At 71.2% G+C, this 16,425-nt stretch carries 15 protein-coding genes; 4 read left to right on the plus strand and 11 right to left on the minus strand.

The annotated features are described in order from the left end of the window. Positions 1-45 precede the first annotated feature (45 nt). The 3 genes from AB0B55_RS13820 to AB0B55_RS13830 are packed head-to-tail and all read right to left on the minus strand — an operon-like array spanning position 46 to position 3,844. Positions 46-945 (minus strand): ABC transporter permease subunit, encoded by a 900-nt coding sequence (locus AB0B55_RS13820; protein ID WP_357172025.1) that lies wholly within the window; start codon positions 943-945, stop codon positions 46-48. Positions 946-953: 8 nt separating this feature from the next. Next, positions 954-2,594 (minus strand): ABC transporter permease subunit, encoded by a 1,641-nt coding sequence (locus tag AB0B55_RS13825; RefSeq protein ID WP_357171842.1) that lies wholly within the window; start codon positions 2,592-2,594, stop codon positions 954-956. Then, a complete protein-coding gene (locus AB0B55_RS13830; protein ID WP_357124617.1) occupies positions 2,594-3,844 on the minus strand; it encodes a maltose ABC transporter substrate-binding protein in 1,251 nt (416 codons plus the stop codon). Before AB0B55_RS13830 ends, AB0B55_RS13825 begins: the two co-directional genes overlap by 1 nt. Before the next feature lie 179 nt (positions 3,845-4,023). Between AB0B55_RS13830 and AB0B55_RS13835 the strand changes: the two genes are divergently transcribed. Further along, positions 4,024-5,088 (plus strand): LacI family DNA-binding transcriptional regulator, encoded by a 1,065-nt coding sequence (locus AB0B55_RS13835; protein ID WP_357124613.1) that lies wholly within the window; start codon positions 4,024-4,026, stop codon positions 5,086-5,088. A 73-nt stretch (positions 5,089-5,161) separates the two neighbouring features. Beyond that, positions 5,162-6,787: a glycoside hydrolase family 13 protein gene (locus AB0B55_RS13840; protein WP_357171843.1), complete on the plus strand. Its 1,626-nt coding sequence runs from the start codon at positions 5,162-5,164 to the stop codon at positions 6,785-6,787. 180 nt (positions 6,788-6,967) lie between these two features. On the opposite strand, the gene AB0B55_RS13845 is transcribed toward AB0B55_RS13840, so the two are convergent. The 6 genes from AB0B55_RS13845 to AB0B55_RS13870 all read right to left on the minus strand — a co-directional run bounded on the left by AB0B55_RS13845 (position 6,968) and on the right by AB0B55_RS13870 (position 11,666). After that, on the minus strand, positions 6,968-7,405 hold the full coding sequence (locus tag AB0B55_RS13845; protein ID WP_089017805.1) for a hypothetical protein: 438 nt from the start codon (positions 7,403-7,405) through the stop codon (positions 6,968-6,970). Positions 7,406-7,491: 86 nt separating this feature from the next. Beyond that, positions 7,492-7,869, minus strand: coding sequence for a GntR family transcriptional regulator (locus AB0B55_RS13850; RefSeq protein WP_357124606.1), 378 nt, complete (start codon positions 7,867-7,869; stop codon positions 7,492-7,494). A gap of 8 nt (positions 7,870-7,877) precedes the next feature. After that, positions 7,878-8,801 carry a YhjD/YihY/BrkB family envelope integrity protein gene (locus tag AB0B55_RS13855; protein WP_357124603.1) on the minus strand — a complete coding sequence of 308 codons (924 nt, stop codon included), beginning with the start codon at positions 8,799-8,801 and terminating at the stop codon, positions 7,878-7,880. Positions 8,802-8,880: 79 nt separating this feature from the next. After that, complete coding sequence (locus AB0B55_RS13860) at positions 8,881-9,408, minus strand: 2'-5' RNA ligase family protein (RefSeq protein WP_357124707.1); 528 nt, start codon at positions 9,406-9,408, stop codon at positions 8,881-8,883. Positions 9,409-9,476: 68 nt separating this feature from the next. Continuing rightward, positions 9,477-10,502, minus strand: coding sequence for a tryptophan--tRNA ligase (gene trpS / locus AB0B55_RS13865; RefSeq protein WP_357124600.1), 1,026 nt, complete (start codon positions 10,500-10,502; stop codon positions 9,477-9,479). A gap of 33 nt (positions 10,503-10,535) precedes the next feature. After that, the gene (locus tag AB0B55_RS13870) at positions 10,536-11,666 is read right to left on the minus strand and encodes a hemolysin family protein (RefSeq protein WP_357124597.1); all 1,131 of its coding nucleotides are present in this window, start codon (positions 11,664-11,666) and stop codon (positions 10,536-10,538) included. A 170-nt stretch (positions 11,667-11,836) separates the two neighbouring features. Here AB0B55_RS13870 and galE point away from each other — a divergent pair, with 170 nt between their 5' ends. Both galE and galK read left to right on the plus strand, forming a co-directional pair. Continuing rightward, entirely contained in the window at positions 11,837-12,820 is a 984-nt protein-coding gene (galE, locus tag AB0B55_RS13875) for a UDP-glucose 4-epimerase GalE (protein ID WP_357124594.1), read from the plus strand. A gap of 54 nt (positions 12,821-12,874) precedes the next feature. Further along, entirely contained in the window at positions 12,875-14,044 is a 1,170-nt protein-coding gene (gene galK / locus AB0B55_RS13880) for a galactokinase (RefSeq protein ID WP_357124591.1), read from the plus strand. Positions 14,045-14,188: 144 nt separating this feature from the next. Here galK and AB0B55_RS13885 read toward each other — a convergent pair whose 3' ends face one another. Both AB0B55_RS13885 and cysD read right to left on the minus strand, forming a co-directional pair. After that, the gene (locus AB0B55_RS13885; RefSeq protein ID WP_357124588.1) at positions 14,189-15,502 is read right to left on the minus strand and encodes a GTP-binding protein; all 1,314 of its coding nucleotides are present in this window, start codon (positions 15,500-15,502) and stop codon (positions 14,189-14,191) included. After that, positions 15,502-16,413, minus strand: coding sequence for a sulfate adenylyltransferase subunit CysD (gene cysD, locus AB0B55_RS13890; RefSeq protein WP_357124584.1), 912 nt, complete (start codon positions 16,411-16,413; stop codon positions 15,502-15,504). Before cysD ends, AB0B55_RS13885 begins: the two co-directional genes overlap by 1 nt. Between the last annotated feature and the right edge of the window lie 12 nt (positions 16,414-16,425).

Here is a 16,425-nt window from a genome sequence, read left to right on the forward strand (position 1 = left end):
GACACTTTGTAGTAGTGGGGCCGGCCGGCCGGCGCGTCGAGGGGCTCATCCCTTGACCGCTCCGGAGGTGAGGCCGGAGACGATGAAGCGCTGGAGGAACTGGAAGACCAGCACGGTCGGGATCGCGGTGAGCAGGGTGCCGGCCGCGAAGATGCCGAAGTTGGTGTTCCGCTCGGCGCCCTGCAACATGCCCCGCATGCCGACCGCGAGGGTCTTGGCGTCCGTGTCGGTGAGGAAGACGCTCGCCATCAGGAACTCGTTGATGGTGTTGATGAAGGCGAGCAGCCCGGTCACCGCGAGGATCGGCGCCACCAACGGCAGCATGATCCGGAAGAAGACCTGCGCGTGCGAGGCGCCGTCCACGGTGGCGGACTCGTCCAGCTCGCGGGGCAGGGTGTCGAAGAAGCCCTTCATCAGCCAGGTGTTCACGCCCAGCGCACCACCCAGGTAGAGCAGCAGCAGGCCCCACGGGGTGTTGAAGCCGACGGCCGGCCACAGGTCGGTGATCATGCCGAAGATCAGGAAGATCGCCACGATCGCCAGGAACTGCGGAAACATCTGGATCAACAGCAACGACAGCAGCCCCACCCGTCGACCCGCAAAGCGCATCCGGGAGAAGGCGTACGCCGCGAGCGCCGAGAGGAACACCGAGGCGAACGAGGCGCCGCCGGCGATGAGCAGCGAATTCAGGAACCAGTGGGCGAACGCGGTACGCGCGAACAGGTCCCCGAAGTTCTCGAACGACACCCCGCCGGTCGGCACCAACTCGGTGGACGAGAGGGTGCCGAGCGGGTTGAGCGCCGCCGAGACGACGAACACGAGCGGGAAGAGGCTGAACAGCACGCCGAGCAGTCCGACCAGGTGCCGCCAACCGACCTGGGCGAACCAACGGCTCCGCCGCCCTCGGACCCGGCGGTCGAGCGTTGTCGGGCGGCTCGGGTTGATGAGCGTGGTCACGCGTACACCTCCTCCTGTTGACGGGTCCGCCGGAAGCTGATGGCCGACACCACGGCGACGATGGCGAAGATGAACAGCGAGATCGCCGCGGCGAAGCCGAACTGTGCCGCCTGCCCACCGAACGCCAGCCGATACGTGTAGGTGATCAGCAGGTCGGTGGCGCCGTTGCCGGGGTTGTCCGCCGGGAACGGCGCACCCTCGGTGGTCAGGTAGATCGCGTTGAAGTTGTTGAAGTTGAACGCGAACGACGAGATCAGCAGCGGCGAGAGCGCGACCAGCAGCAGCGGCAGCGTGACCGCACGGAAGGACTGCCAGGGTGAGGCCCCGTCGACCGAGGTGGCCTCGGTCAACTCCCGGGGGATGGCCTGGAGCGCGCCGGTGGCCACCAGGAACATGTACGGGTAGCCGAGCCAGAGCTGCACCAGGATCACCGCGGCGCGGGCCGTCCAGTCCTGGCCGAACCAGTCGACGCCGAGCCCGAACAGGTTGTTGATCAGCCCGAAGTCGGTGTTGAACATGTCCCGCCAGACCAGCAGCATCGCGAACGACGGCATGGCGTACGGCAGGATCAGCAACATCCGGTAGAGGTTGGTGCCCCGCATCCGGGGCGAGTGCAGCGCGAGCGCGATCAGCAGACCGAGGACGAACGTGCCGCCGGTGGAGCCGATCGCGAAGGCGAAGTTCCAGACCAGCGTGCCGAGGAACGGCCCGGAGATCCGCTCGTCGGTGAGTATCCGGGTGAAGTTGGACAGCCCGACGTTCACCTTCCACCCCTGGGCCAGCCGCTCGCCGTCGGCGGCGACGAACGCGCCGGCTCCGCCGTCCGCAGTCCAGGTCCTGCCGCTGTCACTGTCCCGGACGCAGTCGCAGCCCGCGTCGTACGCCCGCACGGCCCTGCCCTCGTACGCCCGGGACAGGCCGGACGAGCGCAGCGCGCCGCCGGCGGTCGGCACCACCAGGTCGGTGATGTCCCTGCTGCGCGCGCTGGCCTGACCGACGTTCAGCACCGTGTAGCCGTCGGCGGCGGTGACCTTCCCACCGGGGGCGACGGTGACCCTGCCGGGGTCGAGCGGACGCAGACCGCCGCTGTCGCCGACGGAGACGGTGTCGGTCGCCGGGTCGGTGACCAGGAAGACCAGGGCGCCGGTGGCGGGGTCGCCCTTCGTGGCGACGGACATCGGGTACTGGGCGGAGCCCGCGACCTGCCGCACCGAACTGCTCTGGATCGCGACGATCGCGTCCTCCTTGCTGCCCCGGTGGCCGTCGCCGAAGTTGGTGAAGGCCGTGCTCGCGGTGTAGAGGACCGGCACGATCTGGAAGGCGATCAAAAGGAGCGTGCCCGGGACGAGGTACTTCGCCGGGACGTGCCGGCGGCCCGCGTACAGGTAGAACAGCGCGGCGGTGGTCAGCGCCAGCACCGCCAGCCCGATCCACTGTCCGGCCTCCACGAGCGGGAACGCCGCCCAGATCGCGATCCCGGCCACCAGGCCGAGCAGGATCACCTTCGCGGCGAGGCCGGCCGCGGTGATCGGCGCGTGGTTCCGCGCGGTACGGGACGTGCGCGGGGACCCGGTGCCCACGGGCCCCCGGCCCGGAGCCTGCTGGGCAGTCCCCGGGCCGGACAGCGGCGTACTCATTACTTGATCGAACCGGCGATCGTCCGGCCGGCCGCGGTGACCGTGCTGGTCGGATCGGCGCCGCCGATGACGGCGGCCTCCGCCTTGCCGAACGGGTCCCAGATCGCGGCCATGGCCGGGATGGCCGGGAGCACCTGGCCGTTCCTGCCGGCCTCGATGAACTTGGCCAGGTCCGGGTCGCTGCCCTTGACCTGGTCCAGCGCGGCGGTCAACGCCGGCGGACGCGGGTCGGCCTGGTAGAGCGCCACCGCCAGTTCCTGCTTCGCGACGTGGTTGACGACGAACTCCTGGGCGAGCGCCTTGTTCTTGCCCTTGGCCGCCACGTAGAAGGACTGCACGCCGATGAACGGAGCGGCCGCCTTGCCGCCAGCGAAGCCGGGTACGGCGGAGATGTCGTACGCGATGCCGGCCTTCTTCACGTCGGCGGTGGCCCACGGCCCGGAGACCAGGAAGGCGCACTTCTTGCCGGTGAAGGTCGCGGTCGCGTTGGTGTCGGCGATGGATCGCTTCAGCACGCCCTCGCCCTTCTCGCCGAGCGCGGCGATCTTCTTGAACGCGGCGATCGACTCCGGCTTGCCGACGCCGAGGTCCTTCGGGTCGTAGTCCCCGTTCGCGGTGGTGCCGAAGAGGTAGCCGCCGGCAGAGGCGTACAGCGGGTAGATGTGGTACGCGTCGCCCTTCTGTCCGACCTGGAGGCAGAGCGTCTCGGTGACCTTCTTCTGCGCCTTGAGCTGCTTGCCGGCGGCGACCAGGTCCTCGATCGTCTTCGGGGCCTCGGGGGCCAGGTCGGTGTTGCGGATCAGTGCCAGGTTCTCCTGGGCGTACGGCACGCCGTAGAGCTGGCCGTTGAACGTGACGGCCTTGACCGCGCTCTCGCTGAAGGCTGCCTTCTGCTCGGCGGGCAGTTGCACCGGATCGATGGCGCCGTTCTGGACCAGGTTGCCGATCCAGTCGTGCGCGCCGATCACCACGTCCGGGCCACCGCCCTGGCTCGACACGGTGACGAAGTTGTTCTGGAGGTCCTCGTTCGGGACGGCCTGCACCTCGACGGTGACGCCGTTCTCCTGGCCGAACTTCTCGGCGAACGGCTTGAGCGCCGCGGTCCGCTTGTCGTCGGCCCAGATCACCAGTTTGCCGCCGGCGGCCGTGGGGGTTTCCTTCGTGGCCGGCTCGTCGCTGTCGCCACCACAGCCGGAGGCGGCGAGCGCCAGGCCGAGAACGGCAACCACACCCGCGGTACGGATGCGCATCGGTACTCCTGTCGTCATGGCGGGTCCGCCGGGGGAAGGACGCCCCGCCAGTGGAAAGCTGAAAGTTCTTGCTGATTGGCGCAGCGATATTGCCCCGCCGCGCTCGTATGTTGCGGGGACGTTAGCAAGACGTTGCAGACAATGGAAGGGCTTGCAGAGCACCCCGCAAGAACTTGCCGATGGACTACAGTGCCGCCATGCGCGCTCGACTGTCCGACATCGCCCAGCAGGCCGAAGTCAGCGAGGCCACGGTGTCGCGGGTGCTCAACGACCGCCCCGGCGTGGCACCGGAGACCCGGCAGGCCGTTCTCACCGCCCTCGACGTACTCGGCTACGAGCGCCCGGCGCGACTGCGCAAGCGCAGCGCCGGCCTGGTCGGCCTGGTGGTGCCGGAGCTGGACAATCCGATCTTCCCGGCGTTCGCGCAGGTCATCGAGTCGACACTGGCGCAGAGTGGGTTCACCCCGGTGCTCTGCACCCAGACCGCCGGCGGCGTGACCGAGGACGAGTACGTGGAGATGCTGCTGGACCGGCAGGTCTCCGGAATCGTCTTCGTCTCCGGCCTGCACGCCGACACCGCCGCCAACCACGACCGCTACCGGGCGCTGATCGCCCGGCCGCTGCCGGTCGTAATGATCAATGGGTACGTCCCCGACGTCGCGGCGCCCTTCGTCTCCTGCGACGACCGGGAGGCCGCCGACCTGGCGGTGGCCCACCTCGTCGCGCTGGGACACCGGCGGATCGGCCTGATCACCGGCCCGGACCGGTTCGTGCCGGTGCGGCGCAGGGTGGCCGGCTGGCGGGCGGCGATGACCCGGCTGGCCGGCGTCGCCGAGGCGGATCTCGGCCCGCTGGCCGAGCTGACGCTGTTCGGTGTGGAGGGTGGCGAGGCGGCGGCCGGCCGGCTGCTCGACCGTGGTGTGACCGGGCTGGTCTGCGGCTCCGACCTCATGGCGCTCGGCGCCGTGCGGGCGGCCCGGCAACGCGGCCTGTCCGTTCCGGGAGACCTCTCGGTGGTCGGCTACGACGACTCGCCGCTGATGGCCTTCACCGACCCGCCGCTGACCACCGTGCGGCAACCGGTCACCGCGATGGCGGTGGCGGCGGTCCGGGCCCTGGTGGACGAGATCAACGGGCACGGCGCCCCGCACTCCGAATACCTGTTCCGCCCCGAGTTGGTCGTCCGCGGCTCCACGGCGGTGGCCCCGGCCGCCGTGCGGTTTCCTTACGCAAGATCTGCTTGACTCTTGCAAAGGCGGCCGGCATATTGCTCGCACAGCCGCGCCCGAGCCTGAGACAGACGGGGAAACATCACCAATGACCGTCAGCACCACCATCACCCTGCCCCGCACGGACGACGACTGGTGGCGCTCCGCGGTCGTCTACCAGGTCTACGTGCGCAGCCTCGCCGACAGCAACGGAGACGGCGTCGGCGACCTGGCGGGCATCCGGGAACGCCTGCCGTACCTCCGCGACCTCGGGGTGGACGCGCTCTGGCTGACCCCCTTCTACACTTCGCCGATGGTCGACGGCGGGTACGACGTCGCGGACTACCGGGACGTCGACCCGATGTTCGGCACACTCGCCGACTTCGACGCGATGATCACCGACGCGCACAGCCTCGGCCTGCGGATCATCGTCGACCTGGTGCCCAACCACACGTCCAGCGCGCACCGCTGGTTCGTCGACGCCCTCGCCGCCGGTCCCGGCTCGCCCGAGCGGGCCCGCTACCTCTTCGCCGACGGCAAGGGCGCGCACGGCGAACTGCCCCCCAACGACTGGGAGAGCATCTTCGGCGGCCCCGCCTGGACCCGGATCGCCGACGGCCAGTGGTACCTGCACCTGTTCGACCCGGCCCAGCCGGACCTGAACTGGCGGCACCCGGAGGTTCGCGCCGAGTTCGAGGACGTGCTGCGGTTCTGGCTGGACCGGGGCGTGGACGGCTTCCGCGTCGACGTGGCCCACGGCATGATCAAGGCCGAAGGGCTGCCGGACGTCGGCTTCAGCACGGCGACGACCGGGCAACGCCAGGTCGAACTACTCGGCAAGGGTCGCCTGCCCTACTTCGACCAGGACGAGGTCCACGAGATCTACCGCGCGTGGCGGCCCATCCTGGACAGCTACCCGGGCGGCCGGATGGCGGTCGCCGAGGCGTGGGCCGAGACGCCGGAGCGGCTGGCCCGCTACATCGGCCCGGACGAGCTGCACCAGGCGTTCAGCTTCGACTTTCTCGACGCCACCTGGTCGGCCGACTCGTTCCGCAAGGTGATCGACACCGCCCTCGCCGAAGCGACGGTGGTCGGCGCGCCCACCACCTGGGTGCTGTCCAACCACGACAAGCAGCGGCACGTCACCCGCTACGGCGACGGCCCCGACGGGCTGCGCCGGGCCCGTGCCGCCAGCCTGCTGATGCTCGCGCTCCCCGGCTCGGCCTACCTCTACCAGGGTGAGGAGTTGGGCCTGCCCGAGGTTCTCGACCTCCCCGACGAGCTACGGCAGGATCCGGCGTTCCTGCGTACGGGTGAGAGCCGCGACGGCTGCCGGGTGCCGATTCCGTGGAGTGGAGAGCTGGCGCCGTACGGCTTCGGGCCGGCCGGCAGCGAGCTGAGCTGGCTGCCCGCCCCGGCGACCTGGCGCGCCCTGTCGGTCGCCACGCAGGCCGGCGCCCCGGGCTCGACGCTGGAGCTGTACCGGACGGCCCTGCGCATCCGCCGCGAGCACCCGGCGCTGGCCGCCGACGCCGGCGAGGTCACCTGGTCGCAGACCGAGCCGGGCGTGTTGGCGTTCTCCCGCGGCGCGGGTGACACCGTGCTGACCTGCGTCGTCAACCTCGGCGCAGCGCCCGTGGCACTCGACGGGTACGGCACGCCGGTCGTGGCGAGCGCGCCGCTCACCGACCACCTGTTGCCCGTCGACGCGGCCGCCTGGTTCGAACGGCGCTGAGCGGGTAAGCCAATCTCGACCTGGTCGTCCGTCGTGCCCCGCGCCAACGGGCGACTGGGCTGCCGACCCCTTGTGGTGGGGGGTGAGGTGCACCGGCGCCACGCGGAACGGATTCCGCGCGGCGCCGGTGCTCGTGTGACGCCCGTGGTGCGCTCCGGCCCCGGGCCCTGACCCGCCGCGTCACTTCGCGGTGAGCAGCGCCGCGATCCGGGTGAAGCCGGCGCGCACCTCGGCCTCGTCCGGTGGCTCGGCGGGCTCGCCGTGACCCGCCTCGTCGGCCGCCGCGTCCAACTCCTCGTCGATCACGTCCTCGAAGTCTCCGTACAGGTCGGCCCCCTCGACCTGCCGGGCCTCGTCCTCGGCGGCCACCTGCGCGGCGGCGATCTCACTGCGGATCTCGTCGGCCGACAGCGCCGGCAGCAGCGGTTCCACCACGGCCATCAGCTGCTCCTCGGCCACCACCGCCTCGGCCAACGCCAACGCGTGTGGCCGTTCGTACGGCCCGCAGACCACCGGCTCCCACTCGTCCAGGTCACCGAGCGGCCCGAAGGTGATGATCCACGGCAAGCCGAGCATCGGCGAGTCGGCCGGCAGGTCCAGTGTCATGAGTGCGCCCACGGGCTCATCATGGTCCGCGAACGTGAGCGCCGGTGCCGTTCTGCTCAGTTACCGCCCGTCCGGCGGTCGATGAGAGACCGGTCGGCTCAGTCGTGTCGGGTGGCGTCCAGGGCGGCCCGCACGAGAGCGACAGCACGATCCGGGGTCACGCCGAGCCGCCGCGCCTCGGCGGCGTAGTCGACGGCGAACCGGTGCAGCCGGTCGACGGCGTCGTCCCGCCCGGGAGCGACGAAGGTGCCGTTGCGTCCCCGGGTCTGCAACAGGCCGGCCGCCTCCAGCTCCCGGTAGGCCCGCGCCACCGTGTTCGCGGCCAGTCGCAGGTCGGCCGCGAGCTGCCGGACGGTGGGCAGGCGGCTGCCCACCGGCAACCGGCCGTCGCCGATCAGCTCGGCGAGCTGCACACGCACCTGCTCGTACGGCGGCACCGGCGAGTCCTGGTCGACGGTGATCAGCACGTCGGACATCTCCACCCTCACCCCGCACCGCCCGGGGCGCCGGGGTCGGTGTCCTCGTCGACATCCACCACGGGGGCGCCCGCCGCCAGGTCTACCACGCGCCCACTCCGGCTGGTCGCGAGCAGCGCCGCGCCGAACAGCACCAGTTGGTTCAGCAGGTAGAGGTAGAGCAGCAGACCGACCGCACCGGCCACCACGGTGTACGCCGGGTTCCGCTCGGTGCGCACCACGTAGTACCGCCCGAGCGTGTTGAGCAGCGTGATGCCGACCGCGACCAGCAGCACCACCGGACGCAGCCGGGACCGGCTCATCCGCAGCCGGGGCACCGCGAGCAGCAGCGCGGTGGCGAGCACCGCGTTGACCAGCACGCTGAGGACGGCGCTGACGGTGGTCAGGCCGACCGACCCGGTGCTGCGCAGCAGAAAGCGCAGCAGGGATTCCAACGCGTCCACCGCCGCCACGGAGAGACCGAGCAGCACGAAGACGCCGATCATCACCCCGAGGTCGACCAGCCGCCGGACCACGAGGTTGCCGGGCTGCTGGTTGAGCGCGTACATGAGCCGCTGCGAGGAGCGGATCGCCTCCACCCAGCCGATCCCGGTGAACACGAGGATGACCAGGCCGACCACACCGACCGTGCCGCTGGAGTTCGCGATCTGCTGCGCGTCCAGGAACGGCAGGTTCTCCTTCAGGAACCCGGTCGCCGCCTCGCTGACCTCGTCGTTGTCCTCCAGGATTGCGCCGAAGACGGAGTACGCGACCAGGGCGAGAGCGAAGACGGCGAAGAAGCCGTAGTACGCGATCGCCGCGGCGAGCCTTCCTGCCAGCACGTCGGCGTAGAGCGTCCCGGCACGCCAGACGTGGTCGAACAGGCCCGACCGGGCACGCGCGGCACCCACCCAGCGGTCGATGCCCGCCTCGATCCGGCCGATCACGTTCACGCGATCATCCTCGCCGATCTCCCGCCGCCGTCCCGGCAACCAGTACAAGACCGCTCGCCAGCCGGCGCGCCGCCGAACGTCAGTCGCCGAGGCGGAAGTCCCGGCGGGGCTGCCACCGGGCCGGCCCACTGTGCGAGAACAGGGTGAACGCGTCGACCTCGAACATCGCGGAGAAGTCGGCCAGATCCTCGTACACCTTGTCCAACGCCTCCGGAGCGACGTCATGCGCGACGGTGACGTGCGGATGGTACGGGAAGCGGGTCTGGCGGTGCAGACCCGGCGCGGCCGCGATGGCCGCGGCCAGCAACTCGCATTCGCTGATGCCGGCGGCCACCGCGACGAACACCACCTGCGTCACCGGCCGGAACGTGCCGGTCCCCCGCAGGTGCAGCGTGAACGGCAGATGCGCGGCGGCCACGGCGGCGAGGTGCCGCTCGATGCCCGGCAGCACGTCGGTCGGGATCTCGGTCGGGCCGAGCAGCGTCACGTGCGCGGGCACCGCGAGGGGATCACCCGCCTCGACCCGTCGCCGGGTGAGCTGTGCCCCCCACGGCTCCGGGATGTCCACCGCGATGCCGATCTGCACGGTGTCGCCCGGCGGGGGCATCCCGCCGCTGCGATCCACGCTCCGTGCCGCCACGTCGGCCACCGATTCGCCCACCCGTCCCCGCAGCGCTATTCGCCGCGCACCGGCGGGAAGAAACCGACCCGCTCGTACGCGGACCGCAGCGTCGCGCCGGCCACGGACCGGGCCTTCTCCGCCCCGGCGGCGAGCAGCTTGTCCAGTTGGGCGGGGTCGTCGAGGTACGTGCGCGTGCGCTCCTGGATGGGACGGACGAACTCCGCCACCTGATCGGCCAACTCCTTCTTGAGGTCGCCGTAGCCGCGACCGGCGAACGCGGACACCAGGTCGTCGATGCCACGCCCGCTGAGCGCCGAGTAGATGGTCAACAGGTTGGACACGCCCGGCTTGGTCTCGGCGTCGAAGACGATCTCCCGACCGGTGTCGGTCACCGCGGAGCGGATCTTCTTCGCCGAGCGGGCCGGGTCTTCCAGCAGGTCGATGATGCCGGCCGGCGAGGACGACGACTTGGACATCTTGGCCGTCGGGTCCTGCAGGTCGGTGATCTTCGCGGTGTCCTTGACGATGTGCGGCGCGGGGATCGTGAACGTCGCGCCGAACAGCGAGTTGAACCGCTGGGCCAGGTCGCGGGAGAGTTCCAGGTGCTGACGCTGGTCCTCGCCGACCGGCACCGCGTTGGCCTGGTAGAGCAGAATGTCGGCGGCCTGCAGGACCGGGTAGGTGAACAGCCCGACGCTGGCCCGCTCGTTGCCCTGCTTCTGCGACTTGTCCTTGAACTGCGTCATCCGGCTGGCCTCGCCGAAACCGGTGATGCAGCCGAGCACCCACGCCAGCTGCGGGTGCTCGGGCACCTGCGACTGTACGAACAGGGTGCTGCGGTCCGGATCGATACCGACCGCGAAGAGCTGGGCGGCCGCCACCCTGGTCCGCTGGCGCAGCACCGCCGGATCGTGACCGGCGGTGATCGCGTGCAGGTCCACCACGCAGTAGAACGCGTCGTGGGTGTCCTGCAGGGCCACCCAGTGCCGCACGGCTCCCAGGTAGTTGCCGAGGTGGAACGAGTCGGCCGTCGGCTGGATGCCGGAGAAGACGCGGGGTCGCTCGGGAACGTCGGGCATGGCGATAATTCTGTCAGCAAGCATGCGGAGCCGTCATGACGGGCCGGCGCGTCGGCCCCGGCCAGCCGGTGTCGGGGCGCTGACCTCGCGTGGCCCGCTCGTCCCCGGCCGTGGACCCGGCCCGACCGCGGTGCCCCGCTGCTGTCCCGCCGCGCCCCGGTCCGCCTCGCGCTGATGGCTGACGGCGGGATCGCGCCGCTGCTCCGGCATCCGGGCCGCCGTCACCGCGAGCCGGGCGACCCGGCGTCCGTCCAGGGCCAGCACGCGCAGGAGCCAACCGTCGGCCGGTGCCGCCGGATCGGGCCCGCCGCCGTCGGGCGGCTCGCCGGGCACCGGCACCTCGTCGCCGGTCAGCGGCAGGCGGCCCAGGACTGCCATCACGTACCCGCCGACGGTCTCGTACGGACCGGCGGGGAGCGCCACACCGGTCCGCTCGGCGAAGTCGGCGAGGTTGAGCCGGCCGTCGACCACGGCCGGCAGGCCGACGTGGCTCGGGTCGGGCGGCCTGCCGTACCCGTCGTGGATCTCTCCGACGAGTTCCTCGATCAGGTCCTCCAGGGTGACGATGCCGGCGGTTCCGCCGTACTCGTCGACCACCACCGCCAGGTGGTGCCCTTCCCGGCGCATCTCGGTCAGCGCGGCCAGGACCCGCTTGCTCCCCGGCACCTGCTTGACCTCGCGGGTCAGCTCGCCCACCGTGGCGCAGGGGTCGGCGTCCGGACGGAGCAGCACGTCCCGCAGGTGCACGAACCCGACCACGTCGTCCTGGGTGCCGTCGGTGACCGGGTACCGCGAGTGCGTCTCGGCCCGTACCAGCCGGGCGGCCTCGGCGATGGTCAGCCGGGCCGGCAGGAAGACCACCTCGGTACGGGGCATCATCACCTCGCGGACGAGACTCGCCCCGGCCACCAGCACCTCGTCGATGATCCGCCGCTCGTCCGGGTCGAGCACCGTGTTGACCGCCACGAGGTCCCGCAGCTCGGCCTCGGAGATGCGTTCCCGGCCGGCCGCCGGGCCGGTACCGAGCAGATCGGTGACGAGGCGGGTCGCGCCGTCGGCGGTGCGCACCAGCACCCGGGCGACGGCCCGCGCGAGCGGCCCGGGGTCACGGCGGGACCGTTTCCGCACCCGCCGCCGGAGCCCGGAACGGGCTGCTTCCCGCATGAAAGAGATGGTAGACACCGGGTGCCCGCCGCACCGGAGATGTGCGGCTCTGTTTAAACGTGAGAGATTATGATGGAATGGCGTGCGGCGCGATCCACACCGCTCCCGAGCGCCGCCGTAGGGTGATCACCAAGGGCCACGTCCCGGCGGGCCAGGCAGGAGGCAACGACGTGAAACTGCTCGTCACCGGGGGTGCCGGCTTCATCGGCAGCGTGGTGACCCGGATGCTGCTCGACGCCGGCCACCAGGTCGTCGTCCTGGACGACCTGCGCACCGGTCACCGCGAGGCGCTCGCTCCGGACGCGACGCACGTCGAGGCGTCCATTCACGACGCCGCCCAGGTCCTCACCCCCGACGCCGGCTTCGACGGGGTGCTGCACTTCGCCGCCCTCATCGCCGCCGGCGAGTCGATGGTGAAACCCGAGCTGTACTGGGAGAACAACACGGTCGGCACGCTCGCCCTGATCAACGCGGTCCGGGCCGCCCGGGTGCCCCGGATGGTCTTCTCCTCCACCGCCGCCGTCTACGGCAACCCCACCGAGCTGCCGATTCCGGAGACCGCGGTCAAGGCGCCCACCAACACGTACGGCGCCACCAAGCTCGCGGTCGACATGGCGCTCACCTCCGAGGCCGACGCGCACGGGCTGGCCGCCGTGTCCCTGCGCTACTTCAACGTGGCCGGAGCGCACCTCGCCGGCGACGTCGCACTCGGCGAGCGGCACGACCCGGAGACGCACCTCATCCCGATCGCCCTGGAGGTCGCCGCCGGCCGGCGGGAGAAGCTCCAACTCTTCGGCGACGACTACCCGACCGTGGACGGCACCTGCGTACGCGACTACATCCACGTCGCCGACCTCGCCCGCGCGCACCTGCTCGCGCTGGACGCCGCCACCGCGGGTCAGCACCGCATCTACAACCTCGGCAACGGAAACGGCTTCACCAACCGCCAGGTGGTCGACGTGGTCCGCGAGGTCACCGGCCACCAGCTCCCGGTCGAGGTCGCGCCGCGCCGCGAGGGCGACCCGGCCGAACTGGTCGCCTCCTCCGCGCTGGCCCGTGACGAGCTGGGATGGGTGCCGCGCAAGCCCACCCTGCACGACATGGTCGGCGACGCCTGGGCCTTCTACCGCGCCCACGTCCTGGAGCAGTCGTGAGCCCGCCGAGTGAGCCGGGTGTGCGAGCCCCGCAGTGCCGAACAAGGAGGCACCATGACCAGCCCCACCGGTGACGTCGCCGAGCGGGCCGCCGCCGGCTTCACCGACCAGTACGACGCCTCGGCCGCCGGCCTCTGGGCCGCGCCCGGTCGGGTCAACCTGATCGGCGAGCACACCGACTACAACGACGGGTTCGTGCTGCCGTTCGCGCTTCCCATGCGTACCGTGGTCGCCGCCGACCGGCGGGACGACGAACGCTGGACGGTCTGGTCCGAGCTCTCCGACGAGACGATCACCTTCGAGGCGGACGACGTGGCCGAGCCCGGCCGGGTGACCGGCTGGGGCGCGTACGTGGCCGGGGTGGTCTGGGCGCTGCGCGACGCCGGCCACGCGGTGCCCGGCGCCCGGCTGGCCATCGCCTCCGACGTGCCGCTGGGTTCCGGGCTCTCCTCGTCGGCCGCGCTCGAGTCCGCCGTGCTCGCCGCCCTGCTCGACCTCGCGGGGCTGGAGCTGCCCGCCGAACGACAGCCCCGGCTGGCGCAGCGGGCGGAGAACGTCTACGTGGGCGCGCCGACCGGCATCATGGACCAGTCCGCGGCGATCCGCTGCCGCGCCGGGCACGCGCTCTTCCTCGACTGCCGCGACGAGTCCGTCGAGCACATCCCGTTCGACCTGGACGCCGCCGGGCTGACCGTGCTGGTCGTCGACAGCCGCGCGCCGCACCGGCACGCCGATGGTGAGTACGCCGCCCGCCGCCGCTCCTGCGAGGCCGCCGCCAAGGCGCTCGGGGTGCCCGCGCTGCGCGACGTGACCGTCGACGAGCTCGACGCCGCCCTGGCCCGGCTCGACGACGCCGAGACCCGGCGCCGGGTCCGGCACGTGGTCACCGAGGACCAGCGCGTGCTCGACACCGTCGCGCTGTTGCGCGCCGGCCGGGTCCGGGACATCGGCCCGCTGCTCACCGCCTCGCACGTCTCGATGCGCGACGACTTCGAGATCACCGTGCCGGAGATCGACACGGCGGTCGAGGCGGCGCTGTCGGCCGGCGCGTTGGGCGCGCGCATGACGGGCGGCGGATTCGGTGGCTGCGTCCTCGCCCTGGTCGAGACCGACCGAGTCGAAGCGGTAGCCGACGCAGTCAGGCTCGCCTACGCCGAGCGCAATTACCCGGCCCCCACCACGACCCCGGTCCTGCCCTCCCCCGGCGCAACCCGCCTCCCCTAACCCCACCCACCGCCCCACCCCACCCCACCACCCGCGTCCAGCCCGGTGATCAAGAGGTTCGCGTCAGAATCTGCGCGATTTCTGACGCGAACCTCTTGATCAACACGACGTGGGGTGGGGGGGTTGGGGTTTGGGGGTTGGGGGTTAGGCGGCTTCGACGATCATGGCGGCGCCTACCGTGCGGTTGGTGGTCTCGTCGATGATGACGAAGCCGCCCGTCGTACGGTTGCGGCGGTACTCGTCGGCCAGCAGCGGCACCGTCGTGCGCAGCCGGACCCGACCGATCTCGTTGAGCCGCAGCTCGTCCGCCGACTCGTCCCGGTGCAGCGAGTTGATGTCCAACCGGTAGTGCAGCCCGCGCACGATCGCCCGTGCCGAACGGGTGGTGTGCTTGATGGCGTACCGGCCACCGACCCGCAGCGGGGCCGTCTCGTCCATCCAGCAGACCATCGCCTCGATGTCCTGGGCGACGGCGGGCGCGTTGTTCGGCCGGCAGATCATGTCGCCCCGGGAGATGTCGATCTCGTCGGCCAGCCGTACCGTCACCGACATGGGCGGGAACGCCTCCGCGACCGGCCCGTCGGCGGTCTCGACGGCGGCGATCCGGCTGGTGAAGCCGGACGGCAGCACCATCACCTCGTCGCCCGGTTTGAGCACACCCGACGCGACCTGACCGGCGTAGCCGCGGTAGTCGGTGACCGTGGTCGACTGCGGGCGGATCACGTACTGCACCGGGAACCGGACGTCGACCAGGTTACGGTCACTGGCGATGTGCACCCGCTCCAGGTGGTGCAGCAGCGACGGGCCCTCGTACCACGGCATGTTCTCCGACCGGGCCACGATGTTGTCGCCCCGCAGCGCGGAGATCGGCACCACCGTCAGGTCCGGTACGTCGAGCTTCGCGGCGAACGCGGTGAACTCGTCGGCGATCCGCTCGTAGACCTCCTGCGACCAGTCGACCAGGTCCATCTTGTTGACGCACAACACCAGGTGCGGCACCCGCAGCAGCGAGCAGAGGAACGCGTGCCGGCGGGACTGCTCGACCAGGCCCTTGCGGGCGTCGACCAGGATCAACGCCAGGTCGGCCGTGGAGGCGCCGGTGACCATGTTCCGGGTGTACTGGATGTGCCCGGGAGTGTCCGCGATGATGAACTTGCGCCGGGGCGTGGCGAAGTAGCGGTACGCCACGTCGATGGTGATGCCCTGCTCCCGCTCGGCGCGCAGGCCGTCGGTGAGCAGCGCGAGGTTGGTGTACTCGTCGCCCCGGGCCGCGCTGACCGCCTCCACGGCCTCCAACTGGTCGGTGAAGAGCGACTTGGTGTCGTACAGCAGCCGGCCGATCAGGGTCGACTTGCCGTCGTCCACGCTGCCGGCGGTCGCGAACCGCAGCAGGTCCATCGCCCGTGCCTCGGGCGCGGTCTCGGTGCCGGCGGCCGGGGCCACGATCTCGGTGCTCATCAGAAGTAGCCCTCCCGCTTACGGTCCTCCATGGCGGCCTCGCTGACCCGGTCGTCACCACGGGTCGCGCCCCGCTCGGTGATCCGGGTGGCCGCCACCTCCTCGATGACCTTCTCCACGGTGTCCGCGTCCGAGCGGACCGCCGCGGTGCAGGAGGCGTCGCCGACGGTGCGGTACCGCACCTGGGCCTTGAACCGCTCCTCGCCGGCGCGCGGCCGGAAGAACTCGTTGACCGCGTAGAGCATGCCGTCGCGCTCGATCACCTCACGCTCGTGGGCGTAGTAGATCGACGGCAGCGGGATGCGCTCGCTGGCGATGTAGTGCCAGACGTCCAGCTCGGTCCAGTTGGACAGCGGAAAGACCCGGATCGACTCGCCCGGGTGGTGCCGGCCGTTGTAGAGCGACCACAGCTCCGGGCGCTGGTTCTTCGGGTCCCACTGGCCGAACTCGTCGCGGAAGCTGAACACCCGCTCCTTGGCCCGCGCCTTCTCCTCGTCCCGGCGGGCGCCGCCGAACAGCGCGTCGAAGCGGTGCTTCTCCACCGCGTCGAGCAGCACGGGCGTCTGGATCCGGTTGCGCATGCCGTCGCCGGACTCCCGGACCATGCCGCTGGCGAGGGCCTCCGGCACGCTCGCCACCACGAGCTGCAACCCCAGCTCGGTGACCCGCTGATCGCGGTACTCCAGCACCTCGGGGAAGTTGTGCCCGGTGTCGACGTGCATGACGGGGAAGGGGATGTTGGCCGGAGCGAACGCCTTCTGCGCCAACCGCAGCATGACGATCGAGTCCTTGCCGCCGGAGAAGAGCAGCACCGGACGTTCCATCTCGGCGACAACCTCACGCATCACGAAGATGCTCTCCGCCTCAAGAGCGTCCAGGTGGGAGACGCGGTAGGCCGCGGGGGAGGTCATGACACTCGCTCG

Source organism: Micromonospora sp. NPDC049107 (assembly GCF_040648595.1).
GTDB lineage: Bacteria > Actinomycetota > Actinomycetes > Mycobacteriales > Micromonosporaceae > Micromonospora.